This is a genomic window from Streptomyces lienomycini, from assembly GCF_027947595.1.
Lineage (GTDB): Bacteria > Actinomycetota > Actinomycetes > Streptomycetales > Streptomycetaceae > Streptomyces > Streptomyces lienomycini.
This window is the reverse complement of sequence record NZ_CP116257.1, coordinates 243,693-259,469: the sequence shown is the minus strand read 5'-3', so window position 1 is coordinate 259,469 and position 15,777 is coordinate 243,693. Positions and strand designations below refer to the sequence as shown.

Annotated in this window: 18 protein-coding genes; 6 read left to right on the top strand and 12 right to left on the bottom strand. The window is 72.7% G+C overall.

Going from position 1 to position 15,777, the window contains the following annotated elements; genetic code table 11:
* Window positions 1-18 precede the first annotated feature (18 nt).
* Window positions 19-936: a diacylglycerol kinase family protein gene (locus BJ961_RS01260; protein ID WP_271319469.1), complete on the top strand. Its 918-nt coding sequence runs from the start codon at window positions 19-21 to the stop codon at window positions 934-936.
* 40 nt (window positions 937-976) lie between these two features.
* On the opposite strand, the gene BJ961_RS01255 is transcribed toward BJ961_RS01260, so the two are convergent.
* A complete protein-coding gene (locus BJ961_RS01255; protein WP_271319468.1) occupies window positions 977-1,486 on the bottom strand; it encodes a GbsR/MarR family transcriptional regulator in 510 nt (169 codons plus the stop codon).
* An 88-nt stretch (window positions 1,487-1,574) separates the two neighbouring features.
* On the opposite strand from BJ961_RS01255, the gene BJ961_RS01250 reads away from it, so the two are divergent.
* The 4 genes from BJ961_RS01250 (at window position 1,575) to BJ961_RS01235 (ending at window position 5,030) form a co-directional block, all read left to right on the top strand.
* Window positions 1,575-2,492: an ABC transporter ATP-binding protein gene (locus tag BJ961_RS01250; RefSeq protein WP_271319467.1), complete on the top strand. Its 918-nt coding sequence runs from the start codon at window positions 1,575-1,577 to the stop codon at window positions 2,490-2,492.
* The gene (locus BJ961_RS01245; protein WP_271319466.1) at window positions 2,489-4,108 is read left to right on the top strand and encodes an ABC transporter permease; all 1,620 of its coding nucleotides are present in this window, start codon (window positions 2,489-2,491) and stop codon (window positions 4,106-4,108) included. Before BJ961_RS01250 ends, BJ961_RS01245 begins: the two co-directional genes overlap by 4 nt.
* 123 nt (window positions 4,109-4,231) lie before the next feature.
* Window positions 4,232-4,696, top strand: coding sequence for a cupin domain-containing protein (locus BJ961_RS01240; RefSeq protein WP_271319465.1), 465 nt, complete (start codon window positions 4,232-4,234; stop codon window positions 4,694-4,696).
* 67 nt (window positions 4,697-4,763) lie between these two features.
* A complete protein-coding gene (locus BJ961_RS01235) occupies window positions 4,764-5,030 on the top strand; it encodes a hypothetical protein (protein ID WP_271319464.1) in 267 nt (88 codons plus the stop codon).
* Here the strand turns inward: BJ961_RS01235 and BJ961_RS01230 are convergent.
* From BJ961_RS01230 to BJ961_RS01215, 4 genes are all read right to left on the bottom strand, one after another.
* Window positions 5,013-6,242 (bottom strand): cytochrome P450, encoded by a 1,230-nt coding sequence (locus BJ961_RS01230; RefSeq protein WP_271319463.1) that lies wholly within the window; start codon window positions 6,240-6,242, stop codon window positions 5,013-5,015. The genes BJ961_RS01235 and BJ961_RS01230 overlap by 18 nt on opposite strands.
* A gap of 63 nt (window positions 6,243-6,305) precedes the next feature.
* On the bottom strand, window positions 6,306-6,485 hold the full coding sequence (locus BJ961_RS01225) for a DUF397 domain-containing protein (protein ID WP_271319462.1): 180 nt from the start codon (window positions 6,483-6,485) through the stop codon (window positions 6,306-6,308).
* Between the two features lie 33 nt (window positions 6,486-6,518).
* The gene (locus BJ961_RS01220) at window positions 6,519-6,707 is read right to left on the bottom strand and encodes a DUF397 domain-containing protein (protein WP_271319461.1); all 189 of its coding nucleotides are present in this window, start codon (window positions 6,705-6,707) and stop codon (window positions 6,519-6,521) included.
* Window positions 6,707-7,558, bottom strand: a complete 852-nt coding sequence (locus BJ961_RS01215; protein ID WP_271319460.1) for a helix-turn-helix domain-containing protein — start codon at window positions 7,556-7,558, stop codon at window positions 6,707-6,709. The genes BJ961_RS01220 and BJ961_RS01215 overlap by 1 nt, the downstream gene beginning before the upstream one ends.
* Window positions 7,559-7,781: 223 nt before the next feature.
* Here BJ961_RS01215 and BJ961_RS01210 point away from each other — a divergent pair, with 223 nt between their 5' ends.
* Window positions 7,782-8,219: an ATP-binding protein gene (locus tag BJ961_RS01210; RefSeq protein ID WP_271319459.1), complete on the top strand. Its 438-nt coding sequence runs from the start codon at window positions 7,782-7,784 to the stop codon at window positions 8,217-8,219.
* On the opposite strand, the gene BJ961_RS01205 is transcribed toward BJ961_RS01210, so the two are convergent.
* From BJ961_RS01205 to BJ961_RS01175, 7 genes are all read right to left on the bottom strand, one after another.
* Window positions 8,189-8,854: a response regulator gene (locus tag BJ961_RS01205; protein WP_271319458.1), complete on the bottom strand. Its 666-nt coding sequence runs from the start codon at window positions 8,852-8,854 to the stop codon at window positions 8,189-8,191. The two genes, BJ961_RS01210 and BJ961_RS01205, sit on opposite strands and share 31 nt — an antisense overlap.
* Window positions 8,851-10,275: a histidine kinase gene (locus BJ961_RS01200; protein ID WP_271319457.1), complete on the bottom strand. Its 1,425-nt coding sequence runs from the start codon at window positions 10,273-10,275 to the stop codon at window positions 8,851-8,853. Before BJ961_RS01200 ends, BJ961_RS01205 begins: the two co-directional genes overlap by 4 nt.
* A gap of 13 nt (window positions 10,276-10,288) precedes the next feature.
* On the bottom strand, window positions 10,289-10,975 hold the full coding sequence (locus BJ961_RS01195; RefSeq protein ID WP_271319456.1) for a response regulator: 687 nt from the start codon (window positions 10,973-10,975) through the stop codon (window positions 10,289-10,291).
* Window positions 10,972-12,432 carry a sensor histidine kinase gene (locus BJ961_RS01190; protein WP_271319455.1) on the bottom strand — a complete coding sequence of 487 codons (1,461 nt, stop codon included), beginning with the start codon at window positions 12,430-12,432 and terminating at the stop codon, window positions 10,972-10,974. The genes BJ961_RS01195 and BJ961_RS01190 overlap by 4 nt, the downstream gene beginning before the upstream one ends.
* Complete coding sequence (locus BJ961_RS01185) at window positions 12,425-13,630, bottom strand: acyltransferase family protein (RefSeq protein ID WP_271319454.1); 1,206 nt, start codon at window positions 13,628-13,630, stop codon at window positions 12,425-12,427. The genes BJ961_RS01190 and BJ961_RS01185 overlap by 8 nt, the downstream gene beginning before the upstream one ends.
* Window positions 13,623-14,612, bottom strand: coding sequence for an alpha/beta hydrolase (locus BJ961_RS01180; RefSeq protein ID WP_271319453.1), 990 nt, complete (start codon window positions 14,610-14,612; stop codon window positions 13,623-13,625). Before BJ961_RS01180 ends, BJ961_RS01185 begins: the two co-directional genes overlap by 8 nt.
* A gap of 230 nt (window positions 14,613-14,842) precedes the next feature.
* Window positions 14,843-15,757 carry an alpha/beta hydrolase gene (locus BJ961_RS01175; protein ID WP_271319452.1) on the bottom strand — a complete coding sequence of 305 codons (915 nt, stop codon included), beginning with the start codon at window positions 15,755-15,757 and terminating at the stop codon, window positions 14,843-14,845.
* Between the last annotated feature and the right edge of the window lie 20 nt (window positions 15,758-15,777).

Genomic DNA, 15,777 nt, shown 5'->3' with positions numbered 1-15,777 from the left:
TACCCGAGGAAGCGAGGCATGGCCGAGGTGGCGACTTCCGCGAGCTCTTCCGCGAACCCTTCCGCGAGGTCCGATCCGCTTCTGGTGGTCGTCGACCCGGTCGCCCGGCGGGCGGACGGGGAGTCCGTCCGGATCGCGAAGGACGTGCTCAGCGCGGGTGCGTCGCATACGAAGGTGTGTCTGCCGGACGGTCCGGAGGAGTTCGCGCGGGCGCTGCGGCGGCGCGGTTCGCGGCGCCCGGTGGTGGTCGGCGACGACAGTGCGCTGCTGCGGGCCGTCACGCTGCTGCACCGGCAGCGGGAGCTGACGGGCTGCGCGCTGTCGGTGGTGCCGGTGGGGCCGGTGCTCGGTCTCGCCCGGTCGCTGGGGCTGCCGACCGGGGCGGTGGCGGCGGCACGCGCCGTCCTCGACGGCGCGGAACGGCGCCTCGACCTGCTCGTCGACGACAGCGACGGGGTGGTGCTGGGGGCCGTGCGGATCCCGCCGGCCCCGCTGCCCGTGCCCCCGGCGCCCGTCCGTGCCAAGACGGCGGACGCGGGGCCGGGCGGGCCGGCGCCCGCGCATCCCTGGCTGCGGACCTGCCAGTCCCTCGTACGCACGCTGGCCTCCTCGCGTCCGGCCCGGACCGCCCTCGTCCCGGGGGCGGCCGGTACGGCGCGGCTGCGGGTGGAGGTGGACGGGGCGACGCTGGTGGACCTGGACCAGCCGGTCGAGGGGGTCACGCTGACGCCGGGCGCCGGCGGGCTGGCCCTGGTCGAGGTGCGGCCGCTGTCCGTGGGCGCGGAGGCGACGCCGCTGACGGCGAGCGGACGGACGGTGACCGTGTCGGGCGCGCACTTCCGCTACCGGGCCGACGCGGTGGTGTGCGGACCGGTGGGGACACGGACGTGGGTGGCACGGGAGGGGGCGTGGGGGCTGACGCTGCCCGCGGGGTGAGGGCCGCTCTCTCCCACGCCGCCCGAACCGGCGACGCTGCTCAGCCCCGCCCGAACCGCTCCTCCCGGTGCACGCGCCAGCGTTCCATCATGGCCGCGATCTCCCCGTCGATGAACTCGAAGAAGGCGAGCGTCTCGGCCATGCGGCGGCCCGCCGGGGTGTCGGCGCCGAGGCTGGCGACGCCCTCGCTCAGGGCGCTCTCCCAGCGTTTCAGGATGGCCTCGCGGCTGGTGAGCGCCTCGTACCACTGGTTGCTGTGGACCCGGTAGCGCTCCCGGCGGGAGCCGGGTTCGCGTTCGCGCGCGACCATGTGCTGCTGCGAGAGGTAGCGCACGGCGCCGGAGACGGCGGCCGGACTGATCCGCAGGCTCTCGCCGAGTTCCGCGGAGGTCAGCGAACCCGAGTCGGAGGCCAGCAGCGCGGCGAAGACCCGGGCCGGCATGCGCTGCATCCCGGCCTCGGCGAGCTGGGCCGCGAAGCCTTCCACGAACCTGGACACCGCCTCGGGGTCCCGCCCCGGTTCCGCCGCTTCCGCTGGTTGCGTCGTCATCCGTCGATCATCTCGCACCCCGGGCCGCCCATCATCCTGACGGTTTCTTAACTTCACAAGTTTCTGAAACAAGCGTACTTTCCACATCATGACGAAGGCAATCAGCGTCTCCGGACTCCACAAGTCGTTCGGACGCACGCACGCTCTGGACGGCCTCGACCTGGAGGTCGGGACCGGCGAGGTCCACGGGTTCCTCGGACCCAACGGCGCCGGCAAGTCCACCACCATCCGCGTCCTGCTCGGCCTGCTGCGCGCCGACTCCGGCGCCGCGCAGGTGCTCGGCAGGGACCCGTGGGCGGACGCGGTGGAGGCGCACCGCCGGATCGCGTACGTCCCCGGCGACGTGACGCTGTGGCGCAACCTCTCCGGCGGAGAGGTGATCGACCTCTACGGCCGGCTGCGCGGAGGGCTCGACCGGGGACGCCGGGCCGAGCTGGTCGAGCGCTTCGAACTCGACCCGACCAAGAAGGGCCGCACCTACTCCAAGGGCAACCGGCAGAAGGTGGCCCTGGTGGCCGCGTTCGCCTCCGACGTCGACCTGCTGATCCTCGACGAGCCCACCTCCGGACTCGACCCGCTGATGGAGGAGGTCTTCCGGCGCTGCGTGGAGGAGGAGCGCGAGCGCGGGCGCACCGTGCTGCTCTCCTCCCACATCCTCAGCGAGGTCGAGGAGCTGTGCGACCGGGTCAGCATCATCCGCAAGGGGCGGACCGTCGAGAGCGGTTCCCTCGCCGACCTGCGCCATCTGACCCGGACCAGCGTCACCGCCGAACTCTCGGGCGTCCCGGACCGGCTCGACGGCCTGCCCGGCGTGCACGGCCTCGACGTCCGGGGCCACCGGGTCCGGCTCCAGGTCGACGCCGGCGGGCTGGACGCCGTACTCCGGGCGCTGGGCGAGACCGGCGTGCGGTCGCTGACGTCGACGCCGCCGACGCTGGAGGAGCTGTTCCTGCGTCACTACCGGGCCGACGACGCGGAGTCCCCCGCGGAGGTGACGGCCCGATGACCGCCACCGCCGACGCCACCACCACGGCTCTCGCAGCCCGGCCCCGGGGCTCGCGCCGGCTCGCCGGCACCGGCACGCTGCTGCGCCTCGCCCTGCGCCGCGACCGGGTACTGATCCCCGTCTGGGCCGGGGTGAACGCGCTCATGGTGCTGTCCATGCCGGGCACCCTCGAGGGCCTGTACGGCACCGCCGCCGAACGCGCCGACCTGCTGCGGCAGATGGAGACCAACTCCTCGCTGCGGGCGCTGGTCGGCCCCGTCTTCGGCGACAGCCTCGGCGCGCTCACCGCCTGGCGCGTCGGCCTGTACGCCGGTGCGCTCGCCGCCGTGATGAGCCTGCTGATCGTCGTACGGCACACCCGGGACGAGGAGGAGAGCGGACGGCAGGAGGTCGTCGCCTCCGGAATGGTCGGCCGCCGGGCCCCGCTCACGGCGGCGCTGCTCGCGGCGGCGGTCGCCAACGCCGTCCTGGCGCTGCTGATCGCCGCCGGACTGGCCGGGCAGGGGGCGGCCGGGGCCCTGGCCCTCGGCCTCGGGGTCGCGGGCGTCGGGATGCTCTTCGCGACCACGGCGGCGATCGTCGCCCAGCTCACCGAGAGCGCCCGGCTGGCCCGGGGCCTGACGGCGGCGGTGCTGGGCGGGGCCTTCGTCCTGCGGGCGGCGGGCGATTCCGCGACGGACGACGGCTCGTCGGTGTTGACGTGGGTCTCGCCGCTGGGCTGGCTGGAGAACCTGCGGGCCTTCGCCGGCGAGCGGTGGTGGGTCCTGCTGCTGCTCGCGGGCGCGGCGGTGGCACAGGGAGCGGTGGCCTACGGCCTGGCCGGGCGCCGGGACCTCGGCATGAGCTTCCTGCCGACCCGCCCGGGACCGGCCGCCGGACGCCTGCGTACGGCCGGTGCGCTGGCCTGGCGCCTGCAGCGGGGCGGCGTCCTCGGCTGGAGCATCGGCTTCCTCCTCGCCGGGCTCGTCTACGGCGGGATGACGGAGGGCGCCGCCGATCTGGTCGGGGACAACGAGCGGACCCGCGGAATCATCGAGCGGATGGGCGGACAGGCCGGGCTCACCGACGCGTTCGTCTCGGCGATGGTCGGGATGCTCGGGCTGGTCGCCGCCCTGTACGTCGTGGCGTCGGTGCTGCGGCTCGGCGGCGAGGAGACGTCCGGGCGCGCGGAACCGGTACTGGCGGGCGCGGTGGGCCGGCTGCGGTGGGCCGCGGGCCACCTGGTGATCGCCTTCGGCGGCGCGGCGCTCATCATGCTGCTCGCCGGGCTCGGCTTCGCCGCCGGGTACGGGCAGGACTTCGGGGCGATCGTGGGCGCGTGCCTGGTGCAGTTGCCGGCGGTGTGGGTGGTCGGCGGGGCGGCGGTACTGCTGTACGGGCTGCTGCCCCGGGCTGCGGTGGCCGCGTGGGCCGTCGCGGGCGCGGTGCTGCTGCTCGGGTGGGTCGGACCGGCGCTGGACGTGCCGCAGGCCGTGCTGGACGTGTCGCCCTTCGGCCACCTGCCGAAGCTGCCCGGCGGGGAGATGAGCTGGCCGCCGGTGCTGGTGCTGGTCCTGATCGCCGGGGTGCTGGTGGGGGCGGGGCTAGTCGGGCTGCGGCGACGGGACCTGACGTGACGTACGCCGGGGGGCCCGGCGTCGAGATCCGGACAGATCGCGGCGGACCGCGGCGGACCCTTGCGCGGAGGCGAAGCAACGGAAATAGTTGAACACTAAACCACAACGAAGGGGAGCACCCACATGAGCGTCGCGTTCGTGCGCAACCCCGGCGACGGCACCCACTACCGCTACTACGACAGCGTCCAGGAACAGGTCGTGTCGACCACCGAGACACAGGGAGTGGTCAGCGTCGCGCGGGTGACCGCGCGTCGGTCGGACGCACCGCCCCTGCACGTCCACAGCCGTGAGGACGAGAGCTGGGTGGTGCTGTCCGGCCGCGTCCGCTTCTGGATCGGCTCGTCCTCGCTCGACGCGTGCGACGTCCACGACGCCGGGCCAGGCGCCTACGTCTTCGGTCCCCGGTCGATACCCCACACGTTCCAGCCGCTCACCACGACGGCGGAGTTCCTGGTCATCAACAACCCCGGGGCGATCGAAGGCTACTTCCACTCGGTCGGCGAGGCCGACGCGCGTCACGACGCGGACCACGTCGACTCGCTCGCCGAGTACGGGGTGGCCCTCCTCGACGCCCCGCCCCAGGCATAGGGCGTCGCGACTGCCGCTTCCGCCCCGCCGTGAAACCGGCGCGGGGGGCGCGGACGTCCTGACGGGCATGAAACGAGACGCGGGGACGTACGGCGGCTGCCTGGTGTCGATGGCGGGTGCCGCGGGGGCCCTGTGGCTGTGGGGCGCCTCGGACCGCACGCAGCGGCACCTCGGCAACGGGTTCGAGAACAACGGGCAGGATTTCGGCGCCGTTCTCACCGAGTTGCCGTTGGTCTTCCTCGCCGGGGCCGTCGTGCCCGCCGTGGTGTGGGGGCTCGGGGCGTGGCTGCTGGGACGGCGCCGGCGCCCCCAGCCGTCACAGTTCCACGCGTAGCTCCGTCAGCCCGCGCATCACGAAGTTCGGCCTGCGTTCCGGTTCCGCCGCCAGACGCAGCCCCGGGGCCCGCTCCAGCAGGGACGTCATGGACGCCGCCAGCTCGATGCGGGCCAACGGGGCGCCGATGCAGTAGTGGATGCCGGCGCTGAAGGAGATGTGCGGGTTGTCCCGGCGGGTGAGGTCGAGGCGCTCCGGGTCGGTGAAGACCGCCGGGTCGTGGTTGGCGGAGCCGAACAGCATCGCCACCTCGGCGCCGCGCGGGATCGTCGTCCCGTCGATCTCGATCTCGTCCAGGACCCAGCGTTCGAAGAGCTGGAGCGGGGTGTCGTAGCGCATCAGCTCCTCCACGGCCGACGGGACGAGGGAGTGGTCCGCGCGCAGGGCCGCCAACTGGCCGGGGTGGTGGAAGAGCGCCAGCCAGCCGTTGGTCGTGGCGTTCACCGTGGCCTCGTGACCGGCGTTCAGGAGCAGGACGCAGGTCGAGATCATCTCCTGCTCGGTGAGGCGGTCGTCGTCCTCGTCGTGGGCCGCGATCAGCCCCGAGATCAGGTCGTCGCCGGGGTCCTTGCGGCGGGCCGCGATCAGGGCGCGCAGGTAGTCCGAGAAAGCGAGCGACGCGCGGACCGCCTTCGCCGCCGTCTCCTCGGACGGGTTCAGCTCGTACATCCCGCAGATCTCCGCCGACCAGGGGCGCAGCGGGGCGCGGTCGGACTCCGGGATGCCCAGCATCTCGGCGATCACGGCGACCGGCAGCGGCTCGGCCACGTCCGTCAGCAGGTCGCCGCCGCCCTCCGCGACCATCCGGGCGACCAGGTCGTCCGCCAGTGCGTGCACGTACGGCTTCAGCCGCTCCACCGTGCGCGGGGTGAACGCCTTCGACACCAGACGCCGGATACGGGTGTGGTCCGGCGGCTCCAGGTCGAGCATCCCGTGGTCGTTCAGCGTGTGGAACGGTTCCTGCTCCGGCGGGGGCGGGGTGCGGCCGAACTCCTCGTGGCTGAAACGGTGCTGGTACGTCCGGCCGAGCCGGCGGTCGCGCAGCAGCGCGGACACGTCGGCGTGGTGCGGGACCAGCCACTGGTCGCTCGGCTCGTAGTAGAGCACGCGCCCCCGGTCCCGCAGCTCGGCGAAGGCGGGGTAGGGGTCGGCGACGAACGCCGGGTTCCAGGGGTCGAACGCGAGGGTGGATTCATGGGATGCAGCCGTCATGGACGGACGATAGGAAACGAGGAGCCCCCCGCGAAAGGGCCCGGACGAGGTCAGAGGCCCTCGTCACCGGTCGCGCCGCTTGACGCCCTCGACGAAGGCGGTGAAGGAGGAGGCGGAGACGGAGACGGTGGCTCGGGCGGGAGCCTTGGAATCACGGATAGCTATGTGTGTGGCCGTCTCCGCGATCTCGACACAGGTGTCGCCTTCGCCGCCATCGGAGTAGGTGGACTTCCGCCAGATCACCACAGCTCCTTCGTCAACCGGTGAATGAGATCCTCACGCCCCAGGCCGAGGGTGCCGCTTGATGCCCTCGACGAAAGCGGCGAAGGAAGGCACGGGGACGGAGAGGGTAGCTCGGGCGGGATCCTTGGAATCACGGATGGCTATACGGGTGACCGTCTCCGCGATCTCGACGCAGGTGTTCCCTTCTCCGCCGCCGGAGTAGGTGGACTTCCGCCAGTTCATCAAAGCTCCTTCATCAAGCGGTGAACGAAGTCCCGTGACTCCGAGGGGTTCAGCGACGACTTCTTCACCGTACGGAAGAGTGTTCGGAGTCGGTCCAAGTGTGCTGCCGCATCGACGAACAGGGTGCCGGTGGGTGAGTCGAGGAGGCCCGTGTCCAACTTGGGCACCGGCCCGCCCAGATACATCATCGAGGCGTCAGCACCCGCGAAGCCGTCCCGGTCGACCGGGACGATCCGAACTGTGGCGTGCCCCTTTTCGATCTCGTCCAGGATGAGCCGAAGCTGAGCCACAGCCGTCTGGCGGTCGGCCACACGAACACGCAGTGCGAACTCGTGGATCACCGTCTCGTACGGGGTCGGCATGTCACCCTCGATCGCCTTTCGCCGTCGCATCCTGTGCTCCACGCGCGGCGCCAGTTCTCTCTCGGGCAGATCAGGACGCATATACCTGAAGACCGCCCGAGCGTAGTCCGAGGTTTGGAGAAGACCGGGAACGTGCGTAATCACGACCTCCCGCAGGAAGGTCGCGTGGTGTTCCGCCTCGGCCACATCCAGGTTCACCTGGGGCAGAACTCCTCGGTAGTCGTCCCACCAGCCGTGTGACCGCTCACTGGCCAACGACGCCAGAGCGTCGATGAACGCCTCGTCCCCGCAGCCGTAATGGGCTGCAAGTCGACGAACGCGCTCCGCGCTGACACCCGAGATACCCAACTCCACCTGACTCATCTGCGCCGAAGTCGAGTTCAGAAAGGCCGCCACCTCCCGCGCCCTCATGCCCGTCGCCTCACGCAACTTGCGCAACTCGGCGCCCAGCCGCACTTGCCGAGCGGTGGGATTGATCCTCGGCGCCATACGTTCTCCGTCCCCAACGCCTCTGCACACGTGCCACGTTCGAGTGCCTGATTATGACAACAGCTTGCGTGAGGAGAAATTACTCCTCTACCGTCGGTGACGCGACGCACACGCTGCGGAACACCGGGGCACCGGAAGCGCACCGCACCGTCCTGCCATGACGGATGCGGCATGGACACCGCCCGGAGGCCGCACCCTCCCCTCCTCCGAACGGAGTTGCCGCATGCCCGAAGACGAGTCCTGGGAGTACTCCCTGTACATCCCCAACGACCCGCGCGCAGTCACGATCAGTCGCCGCACCCTGCGCCTGATCCTCACCATGCACGGACTGATCCGCCTCGTCGATGTCGCGGAGCTCCTCGCGGCGGAGCTGATCGGCAACGCCGTGCTGCACACCAAGGGCCCCGCCGCACTGCGGGTGCGCTGGTCGCCACCGGGGACGCTACGGCTCGGGGCGTGGGACACGGATCCCGAACCGCCCGGCGCTCCCGCCCGGTTGGCGGACGTGACCGACGACGAGAGCGGCCGGGGGCTCGCCCTCGTCAGAGCCTGCTCCGACCTGTGGGGCTGGCAGCCACTCTCCCGGTTCGGCAACCGGGGCAAGTACGTGTGGTGCGAACTCGGCGCCCTTCAGCCCGGCGTCACCAGCCGCGCCTCGTAGGCGAAGACCGCCGCCTGGGTACGGTCGCGCAGGCCCAGCTTCACCAGGATGCGGCTGACGTGGGTCTTGATCGTCGACTCGGCGACCACCAACCGCTCGGCGATCTCCGAGTTGGACATGCCCTGCGCGATCAGGACCAGGACCTCCGTCTCGCGCTCGGTGAGGTCGCCGTACGCCGCCTGGGCCGAGGGCATCAGGCGCGGGGTGTCGGACAGCTTGGAGAACTCGGTGATGAGGCGCTTGGTGACCGAGGGGGCCAGGAGGGCCTCGCCGGACGCCACCACCCGGACGCCGTCGGCGAGCTGGCGGGCCGAAGCGTCCTTCAGGAGGAAGCCGGACGCCCCGGCGCGCAGCGCCTGGTAGACGTACTCGTCGAGATCGAAGGTGGTGAGCACCAGCACCTTCGCCGCACCGTCGGCCGCCACGATCTCCCGCGTCGCCTCGATGCCGTTCAACTCGGGCATGCGGATGTCCATCAAGACGACGTCCGGGGCGAGCTCGCGGACCTTCGCCACCGCCTCCCGGCCGTTGACCGCCTCACCAACGACCTCGATGCCCGGCATCGCGTTCAGCAGGACCGAGAAGCCCTCGCGCACCATCATCTGGTCGTCGGCGATCAGTACGCGGATCGTCATGCTTCACCCTCGGTCTGCACCGCGACCGGCAGGAACACCGCCACCTCGTACCCTCCGTCGTCCGTCGGTCCTGCCGTCATCTCGCCGTTCAGCATGGAGACGCGCTCGCGCATGCCGGTGATCCCGTGCCCGGCGCCGGGCGACGGCTTGACCAGGGTGTTCGGTGGGACGGCGGTGTTGACGACGCGCAGGCCCAGGCCGCCCAGGACGTAGGAGACCTCGACGCGGGCCGTCGCGCCCGGTGCGTGCCGCAGGCTGTTGCTCAGCGCCTCCTGCACGATCCGGTACGCCGACAGCTCCACGCCCGGCGGCAGCTCACGCACCGCACCGGTCACCGCCTTGTCGACGTGCAGGCCCGCCTCGCGCACGTTGGCGAGCAGGGCGTCCAGGTCGGCCAGGGTCGGCTGCGGGGCGTCCGGAGCCTCGTAGTCCTCCGCGCGGACGACGCCCAGGACGCGGCGCAGCTCGGTGAGCGCCGCCACCGCGTTCTCCCTGATGGTGGCGAAGGCGCGCTCCAGCTCCTCCGGCGGATTCTCCACCCGGTAGGGCGCGGCCTCCGCCTGGATGGCGACCACCGACATGTGGTGGGCGACGACGTCGTGCAGCTCGCGGGCGATGGTGGTGCGCTCCTCGAGCAGGGTGCGGCGGGAGCGTTCGTGCGCCGTGACCGTCTGCTGGGCGGTCACCTCCTTGCGGGCGGTCTGTCGTATGTGCCAGAGACAGACCACGAGCAGGGCGAACGCGGACGTCACCGTCATGGGCGCGCTGTTCGTGTAGGAGTACGACCCGCCGAAGAAGGCGTCCGAGAGGAAGGCATAGGCGAACGTCAGGGCCCACATCCAGACGGCGGTGCGGGGCCGGGTGCGCAGCGCCACGACGATCAGCACGGTGAGGTGGCAGACGAACGCGCCAGGTATCCACGGCCAGTCCCACCCGGAGCCGTTGATGAGCGCGACCAGCGGGGTCACGGCGACGGACATCCAGAACGCGCCGATCGGCCGCACCAGCGTGGCGAGCACCGGGAGGGCGCACAGGATGCCGGTCAGCAGGGCCGGGGCGTCACCGCCGGGCAGGTCGCCCGAGAACGTGCCGACGACGAAGGCGATGAACGCGGTCGCTCCGACCACCGCGTGCGGGAGGTACCGCGCGTCCGAGCGCAGCCGGCCGGGCAGCCGGCGGACGACGGGGCCGTCCGTGTGCCGGGGCGGCAGGACGCGGTAGGCGAAGGGGTCGTGGAACAGGTCCTGGCGCAGTCCCCACAGGGACGTCCGGACCAGCCGGTACTCCTGGCTGCGGGTCCCGCCCTCGTGCTGCTGGTGAGTCGTCTCGGTCACGCTCACACGGTAGGCCGACCGGGAGTGGCCGGTCGTCCCCGTGGAGAGGGGTTCTCCGGCATCCGTCTCAAGTACTACGGGGGCCACTGCGCGTCGCTCCTCAGTAGCCCGAGGGGCGCACCAGCCCCGACTCCCACGCGAACACCGCCGCCTGCGTCCGGTCCCTGAGGCCGAGCTTAACCAGGATCCGGCCCACATGGGTCTTCACCGTCTGCTCGGCGACCACCAGGCGCTGCGCGATCTCCGCGTTGGACAGGCCCTGCGCGATCAGGGCGAGCACCTCCGTCTCCCGTTCGGTCAGCTCGCCGACGCGGGCCTTCAGCGGGGCGCGCGGGCGGTCGCCCAGCCGGGAGAACTCGGCGATCAGCCGCCGCGTGATCCCCGGCGCGAGCAGGGCGTCACCGGCGGCCACGACCCGGACCGCCTCGGCGAGCTGGTCGGCGGACGCGTCCTTCAGTAGGAAACCGGAGGCCCCGGCCCGCAGCGCCTCGTACACGTACTCGTCGAGGTCGAAGGTGGTCAGCACCAGCACTCTCACCTCCGGGGTCTTGTCGGTGATGCGCCGGGTGGCCTCGATACCGCCCAGCTCCGGCATGCGGATGTCCATCAGGACGACCTCCGGCGCCAGCTCGGCGACCTTGGCCACGGCGTCCAGGCCGTCCACCGCCTGCCCGATCACCTCGATGTCGGGCTGGGTGTTGAGCAGCACGCTGAAACCCTGCCGGACCATCTGCTGGTCGTCGGCGATCAGCACGCGGATCACGCGGCCGTTGCTGCTGGTCGTCATCGGGTGTCGTCCTCGGTGGAAGGGGCGGTGGGTGGGGCGGTGGACGGGTCGGTGAAGGGCGCCGTGGAAGCGTCGGCGGGACCGGAAGGGTGGGAAGGGTCCGAAGGGCCGGTGAAGAGCCCGGCGGGCAGGTCGGGGCCGTCGGACGGCAGGAACGCCGCCACCTGGTAGCCGCCGTCCGGCATCGGGTGGGCCGTCAGCGTGCCGTCGAGCATCGCCACCCGCTCCCGCATGCCGAGCAGCCCGTGCCCCGCCCCCTGGGAGGGCGCCGGGGCGCGCGTCGGGCGGGTGTTGGAGACCTCCACCCGCAGCCCGATCGGAAGGTGGGTGAGGTGGACCCGGGCACTGGCGCCCGGCGCGTGCCGCAGCACGTTGCTGAGCGCCTCCTGCACGATCCGGTACGCCGACAGCTCCACTCCCGGCGGCAGTGGTCTGCGTGTCCCGCTCGTGCCGGTGGTGACGGTCAGCCCTGCGGCCCGGGTGTTCTCCACCAGCGCGTCGAGCCGGTCGAGCGTGGGCTGCGGGGCGTGCGGAGCCGCCTCGGCCCCCGCGGCCGCTTCCAGCACGTCCGGGTGCTCGGAACGCAGTACGCCCAGCACCCGGCGCAGCTCGGTGAGGGCCTCCAGCGCGTTCTGCCGGATGCCGGCGAGGTTTTCCTTCAGCTCGTCCGGCGGGTTCTCGACGAGGAGGGGAGCGACCTGGGCCTGGATGGAGATCACCGACATGTGGTGGGCGACCACGTCGTGCAGCTCGCGTGCGATGCGGCCGCGCTCCTCCAGCAGGGTGCGCCGGGCTCTCTCCTCGGCGGTGAGGGACGTCTGCTCGGCGAGTTCCGTGCGGGCCTCCCGGCGGCCTCGCAGGGCGATGCCGAGGACGACGACGACCGTGAACAGGATGACGGCGAGCTGACCGGTCGGGAGGTAGTTCGGCGCGCCCACCACGCCCTGCACCAGGTAGGTGGTGAGCGCGGTCAGGGCCAGCGCCTCCAGGGACACGCGCGTACGCACCCGCAGGGCGAGCAGGAGCAACACGAAGAGGTGTCCGATGAGCCCGGCGGCCGTCCACGGCCAGGTGAACTCGTAGCCGCCCGGGACCATCTCGGCCCGCACGGCGAAGGCCCCCACCAGCATGCCCGCCATCGACAGCCACCACGCCGCGACCGGTCGCCACAACGCAAGCGCCATCGCGCCCGCCTGGGCGACGGCGAGGAGGAAGGCGAACCCCGGTTCGACCCCGCCGTTGTCCCCGAGTTGGGCGGCGTCTCCGAGCAGCACACCGAGTGCGGCGAGGAGGACGATCCCGTGCGGGAACCAGCGCAGCCACACCGACGGCGGCAGCGGGTCCGCCCGCCAGGTCCACAGGTCGTCGTGCAGCACGCGCATCACGTGCCCGGCCCGGACCCGTGACCGGGCCCACTGCCGTTTCCCCCATCGCGTCACGGGAGCCAGCCTAGACATGACGTGCACCCGCCGTACTCGTCCGGCCCTGTGGACGATGCGTGCGCACGACCCGAGAGGGGCGACGCCCGCGGCCGCGCTCGCAGGAGCGGAAGGCTGCCCAGCAGCCGGTCAGGACCAGCGCGAACACCGGGAGCCAGGCGAGCCGTACCGCGACCCAGCCCAGATCGTCGGGGCGCGTGTGCAGGCCGGGCAGCCGCCCCGCGAGGAGACCGGTGGCCGTGGTCGCCATCAGCGCGGTCTGGTGCCAGAGGAAGATCGTCATCGCCGAGAGGTTGACCACCGCGACCGCGGCCCAGGCCACGGGGCGCCGCATCGCACGGCGCAGCCGCTCGCGCAGCAGCAGGGCGAGGCCGCACTGTGCCAGGCCGAAGGTGACGGCGGCCAGGGTGGGCGGGTTGAGGTTCGACACCGACGCGCCGGGGACACCGACCATCGACGCCGGGTAGCCCGCCCAGGCGACGAGCGCCGCGGTCGCCGCCGTGCCCCCGGCGAGCAGGAGCCAGCCCGTGCGGCGGTGCTCCAGCTCGCCACGGGTCCAGGCGGCACCGAGGGAGTAGGGGACGAGCCAGCCGGCGGCCAGGTTGATCCAGCCGAGCCAGGACGGGGCGCCGAACCCGAAGCGCAGGAGGTCTATGTGGAGGACGACGACCAGCGGCCACAGCGGGTGCAGCCGGGCCAGCAAGGGTGTCGCCGCGGTCAGTGCGGCGAAGACCAGCAGGAACCACATCGGTGACAGCGCCAGCTTCACCAGCGTGTGCACGGTGACGAACTCCGCGCCCGTCAGGAGCAGCAGAGTCGCCGTCGCCGTCCACAGTCCGAGGACGGCCAGGACCGGTCGGAACAGCCGGGACAGCCGGGCGGTCAGCCAGCGGGCGTAGGAGTCGCCCCGGGCGCGGGCCGAAGCGTATCCGCGGGTGGCTGCATGACCGCCGACCAGGAAGAACACGGCGAGGGTCTGGAGGGCCCAGGAGACCGGGGCCAGCCGGGGCATGTCCCCCAGCGGGCTGGCCGCGTGCAGGGTGTTGCCGTCGGCGACCAGGGCGGTCACCAGCCAGTGCCCGAGGACGACCCCGAGGATGGCGAGGGCGCGCAGGGCGTCGACGGCCCGGTCCCGGTCCTCGGGGGTGGCCGCGTCGATGCGGGCGGCGGCCTCGCGCAGGGGGCTGCGCGGGGGCGCGGGGGCCAGGTCAGTCATGGGTCACCTCGGTGGTCTCGCCCAGGGCGATCCGGGCCAGGTTGGTCAGGGAGGGGGATCCGGGGTCGAAGTAGTCGCTGTGGCCGCCGTCGCCGGTGTCGAAGACCCGTGCGCCGAAGCCCGGGCTGGTCGGATCGGTGCCGAAGCCGAGGGTGGTGCCGAACAGGTCGGCGCTGAGGTGCGGCACGTGCTCCACCCAGTCGTCGGCTCCCCGCCCCGCCCATATCCGGGCGTCGGTGTGCAGGCCGGCGGCCGTGTCGGCACCCGTGCCGGGGCTGCCGACCAGGGCGATGTCGCTGACGTCCAGGCCGTCGGCGGCGCGGGCGCAGACGACCGAGCCGTAGGAGTGGCAGAGGAGGGCGAGACGGGTGTCGGGCCCGGTGATCCGGCGCAGGTCGTCGACGAGGTCGCGCAGCTCGGGGGCGGCCAGGTCGGCACGGCCGGTCGTGGCGACCGTGGTGCTGACGGTGCCCGGCGTCGTGTAGCCCAGCCAGGCCACGACGGCGGTGCGGGTCCCGGCGGGGGCCTCGGCGACGAGCTGCCGGTGCAGGGCGAGCGCGGCGGCGCGGAAGCGGCCGTAGGTGTCGAGGCCGGTGTCGGAGCCCGGGACCAGGACGGCGACGCGGTCGGCGTGCGCCAGGTCGCCGAGGACCTCGGTGGCCAGTCCGGCGCCCCGGCCGTCGAAGGCGAGGAGACGGCGGGAGGGGTCGGCCATCGAACGGTCCGCCGCCGCGCGGTGGCGGTCGCCGTGGTCCGCGGCCATCCGGGACGCCTGCGCCGCGTTGGCCCGGTTGGCGGCGTACGTCTTCTCCAGCGTGGCGGCCGTCGGGGCGGCGAGCACGGCGGGGGCCGGGGCGGGGATCTGGGGCCGCGCGGCGCCGGAGAGGGGGAGCACCACGGCACCGGCGATGAGGGCGGCGCAACCGGTGCGGCGCCATCTGCCCACGCGCCGCCGCCAACGTACCGTCGTCCCGGGCCCCATGGCCTCTCCCCTCCCGCACGCCCGTCCATCGGGCGCGTCTGACAGGGAAGTTATGAATTGGGCCGGGTAACCCGCGTCCCGCCAGGGGACTCACCTGCGGGGTAGCTCTCAGGTATTACGGGTACGACGTGCCGCCGCACGGCGGGGCGACCGCCTCTCATCTGAGCGGCCCGAGGACAATATCGGGGGAAGTGTTCACGCTTTTTACAACACCCCCTCCCTCCCCCGGCTCACCAAGCCAGTTGTGCGATCTCCTCCGCCACCACCGCGCACGCGTCCGCCGCCGGGTCGATCAGCGGGTAGTGGCCGACGTCCTCCAGCAGGGTCACGCCCACCACCTCCCCCGCCTTCGCCGCCGCGTCGGCGTACGCGTCGGCGACCGCCTGCGGAACGTCCACGTCGGCGCGGCCCTGCACGAGGGTCGTCGCGATGCCGGTGGGCAGCAGCAGAGCGGGGTCCGCGTAGGGCCGGCGTTCGGAGAACAGATCGCCGTCGCCGAGGAACTGCCGGGCCGCACCACCGCACACGCCGAGCTTGTCGGCGACCTCGAAGTCGGCGATCGGCGCGAGGGCGACCACGCCGCGCAGGAGGGCCGGACGGTCGGTCCGCCACGGGGCGTCGGCGGGCAGCAGGTGCCGGGCGGCGGCCCACAGGGCGAGGTGGCCGCCGGCGGAGTGGCCGGTGAGCACCACACGGCGCGCGTCGGCCCCCGGCAGGTGCCGCCGGACCAGGTCGGGCAGTGCGTCCAGCGCGGCGGCCACGTCGTCGAAGGTGTCGGGCCAGCGCCCCGCGACGGGCTCCCCCGAACCGTCGCCGTCGCCGTCGCCAGCAGAACCTTCCGCGCCGCGCCGGTACTCCACACTGGCCACGGCGAAGCCGCGGCGGGCCAGGAAGCCGGCGAACGGGCTGATATGACGCCGGTCGTACGGAGCGCGCCACGAGCCTCCGTGCAGCACCACCACCACGGGAGCCGCCTCGCTCGGGCCGACCGCACCGCGCGGCAGGTGGAAGTCGATCACCTGGTCGGGATGGTCGCCGTAGCCGGCGGTGCTGTCGGGCTCGACCGCCGGGTGGGAGAAGGCCGATTTCTCTTCCGCCGCGTCCCTCGCGGCAGCGGTGCCCGGTTCTGCGGCGGCGTCCGGCATGCTCAACCTCTCAGCGACGA

Excerpts from the sequence above, each read along its gene's own strand:
- BJ961_RS01260 (WP_271319469.1), top strand. The coding sequence starts at position 19 with ATGGCCGAGGTGGCGACTTCCGCGAGCTCTTCCGCGAACCCTTCCGCG.
- BJ961_RS01255 (WP_271319468.1), bottom strand. The coding sequence starts at position 1,486 with ATGACGACGCAACCAGCGGAAGCGGCGGAACCGGGGCGGGACCCCGAG.
- BJ961_RS01250 (WP_271319467.1), top strand. The coding sequence starts at position 1,575 with ATGACGAAGGCAATCAGCGTCTCCGGACTCCACAAGTCGTTCGGACGC.
- BJ961_RS01245 (WP_271319466.1), top strand. The coding sequence starts at position 2,489 with ATGACCGCCACCGCCGACGCCACCACCACGGCTCTCGCAGCCCGGCCC.
- BJ961_RS01240 (WP_271319465.1), top strand. The coding sequence starts at position 4,232 with ATGAGCGTCGCGTTCGTGCGCAACCCCGGCGACGGCACCCACTACCGC.
- BJ961_RS01235 (WP_271319464.1), top strand. The coding sequence starts at position 4,764 with ATGAAACGAGACGCGGGGACGTACGGCGGCTGCCTGGTGTCGATGGCG.
- BJ961_RS01230 (WP_271319463.1), bottom strand. The coding sequence starts at position 6,242 with ATGACGGCTGCATCCCATGAATCCACCCTCGCGTTCGACCCCTGGAAC.
- BJ961_RS01220 (WP_271319461.1), bottom strand. The coding sequence starts at position 6,707 with ATGAACTGGCGGAAGTCCACCTACTCCGGCGGCGGAGAAGGGAACACC.
- BJ961_RS01215 (WP_271319460.1), bottom strand. The coding sequence starts at position 7,558 with ATGGCGCCGAGGATCAATCCCACCGCTCGGCAAGTGCGGCTGGGCGCC.
- BJ961_RS01210 (WP_271319459.1), top strand. The coding sequence starts at position 7,782 with ATGCCCGAAGACGAGTCCTGGGAGTACTCCCTGTACATCCCCAACGAC.
- BJ961_RS01205 (WP_271319458.1), bottom strand. The coding sequence starts at position 8,854 with ATGACGATCCGCGTACTGATCGCCGACGACCAGATGATGGTGCGCGAG.
- BJ961_RS01195 (WP_271319456.1), bottom strand. The coding sequence starts at position 10,975 with ATGACGACCAGCAGCAACGGCCGCGTGATCCGCGTGCTGATCGCCGAC.
- BJ961_RS01190 (WP_271319455.1), bottom strand. The coding sequence starts at position 12,432 with ATGTCTAGGCTGGCTCCCGTGACGCGATGGGGGAAACGGCAGTGGGCC.
- BJ961_RS01185 (WP_271319454.1), bottom strand. The coding sequence starts at position 13,630 with ATGACTGACCTGGCCCCCGCGCCCCCGCGCAGCCCCCTGCGCGAGGCC.
- BJ961_RS01180 (WP_271319453.1), bottom strand. The coding sequence starts at position 14,612 with ATGGGGCCCGGGACGACGGTACGTTGGCGGCGGCGCGTGGGCAGATGG.
- BJ961_RS01175 (WP_271319452.1), bottom strand. The coding sequence starts at position 15,757 with ATGCCGGACGCCGCCGCAGAACCGGGCACCGCTGCCGCGAGGGACGCG.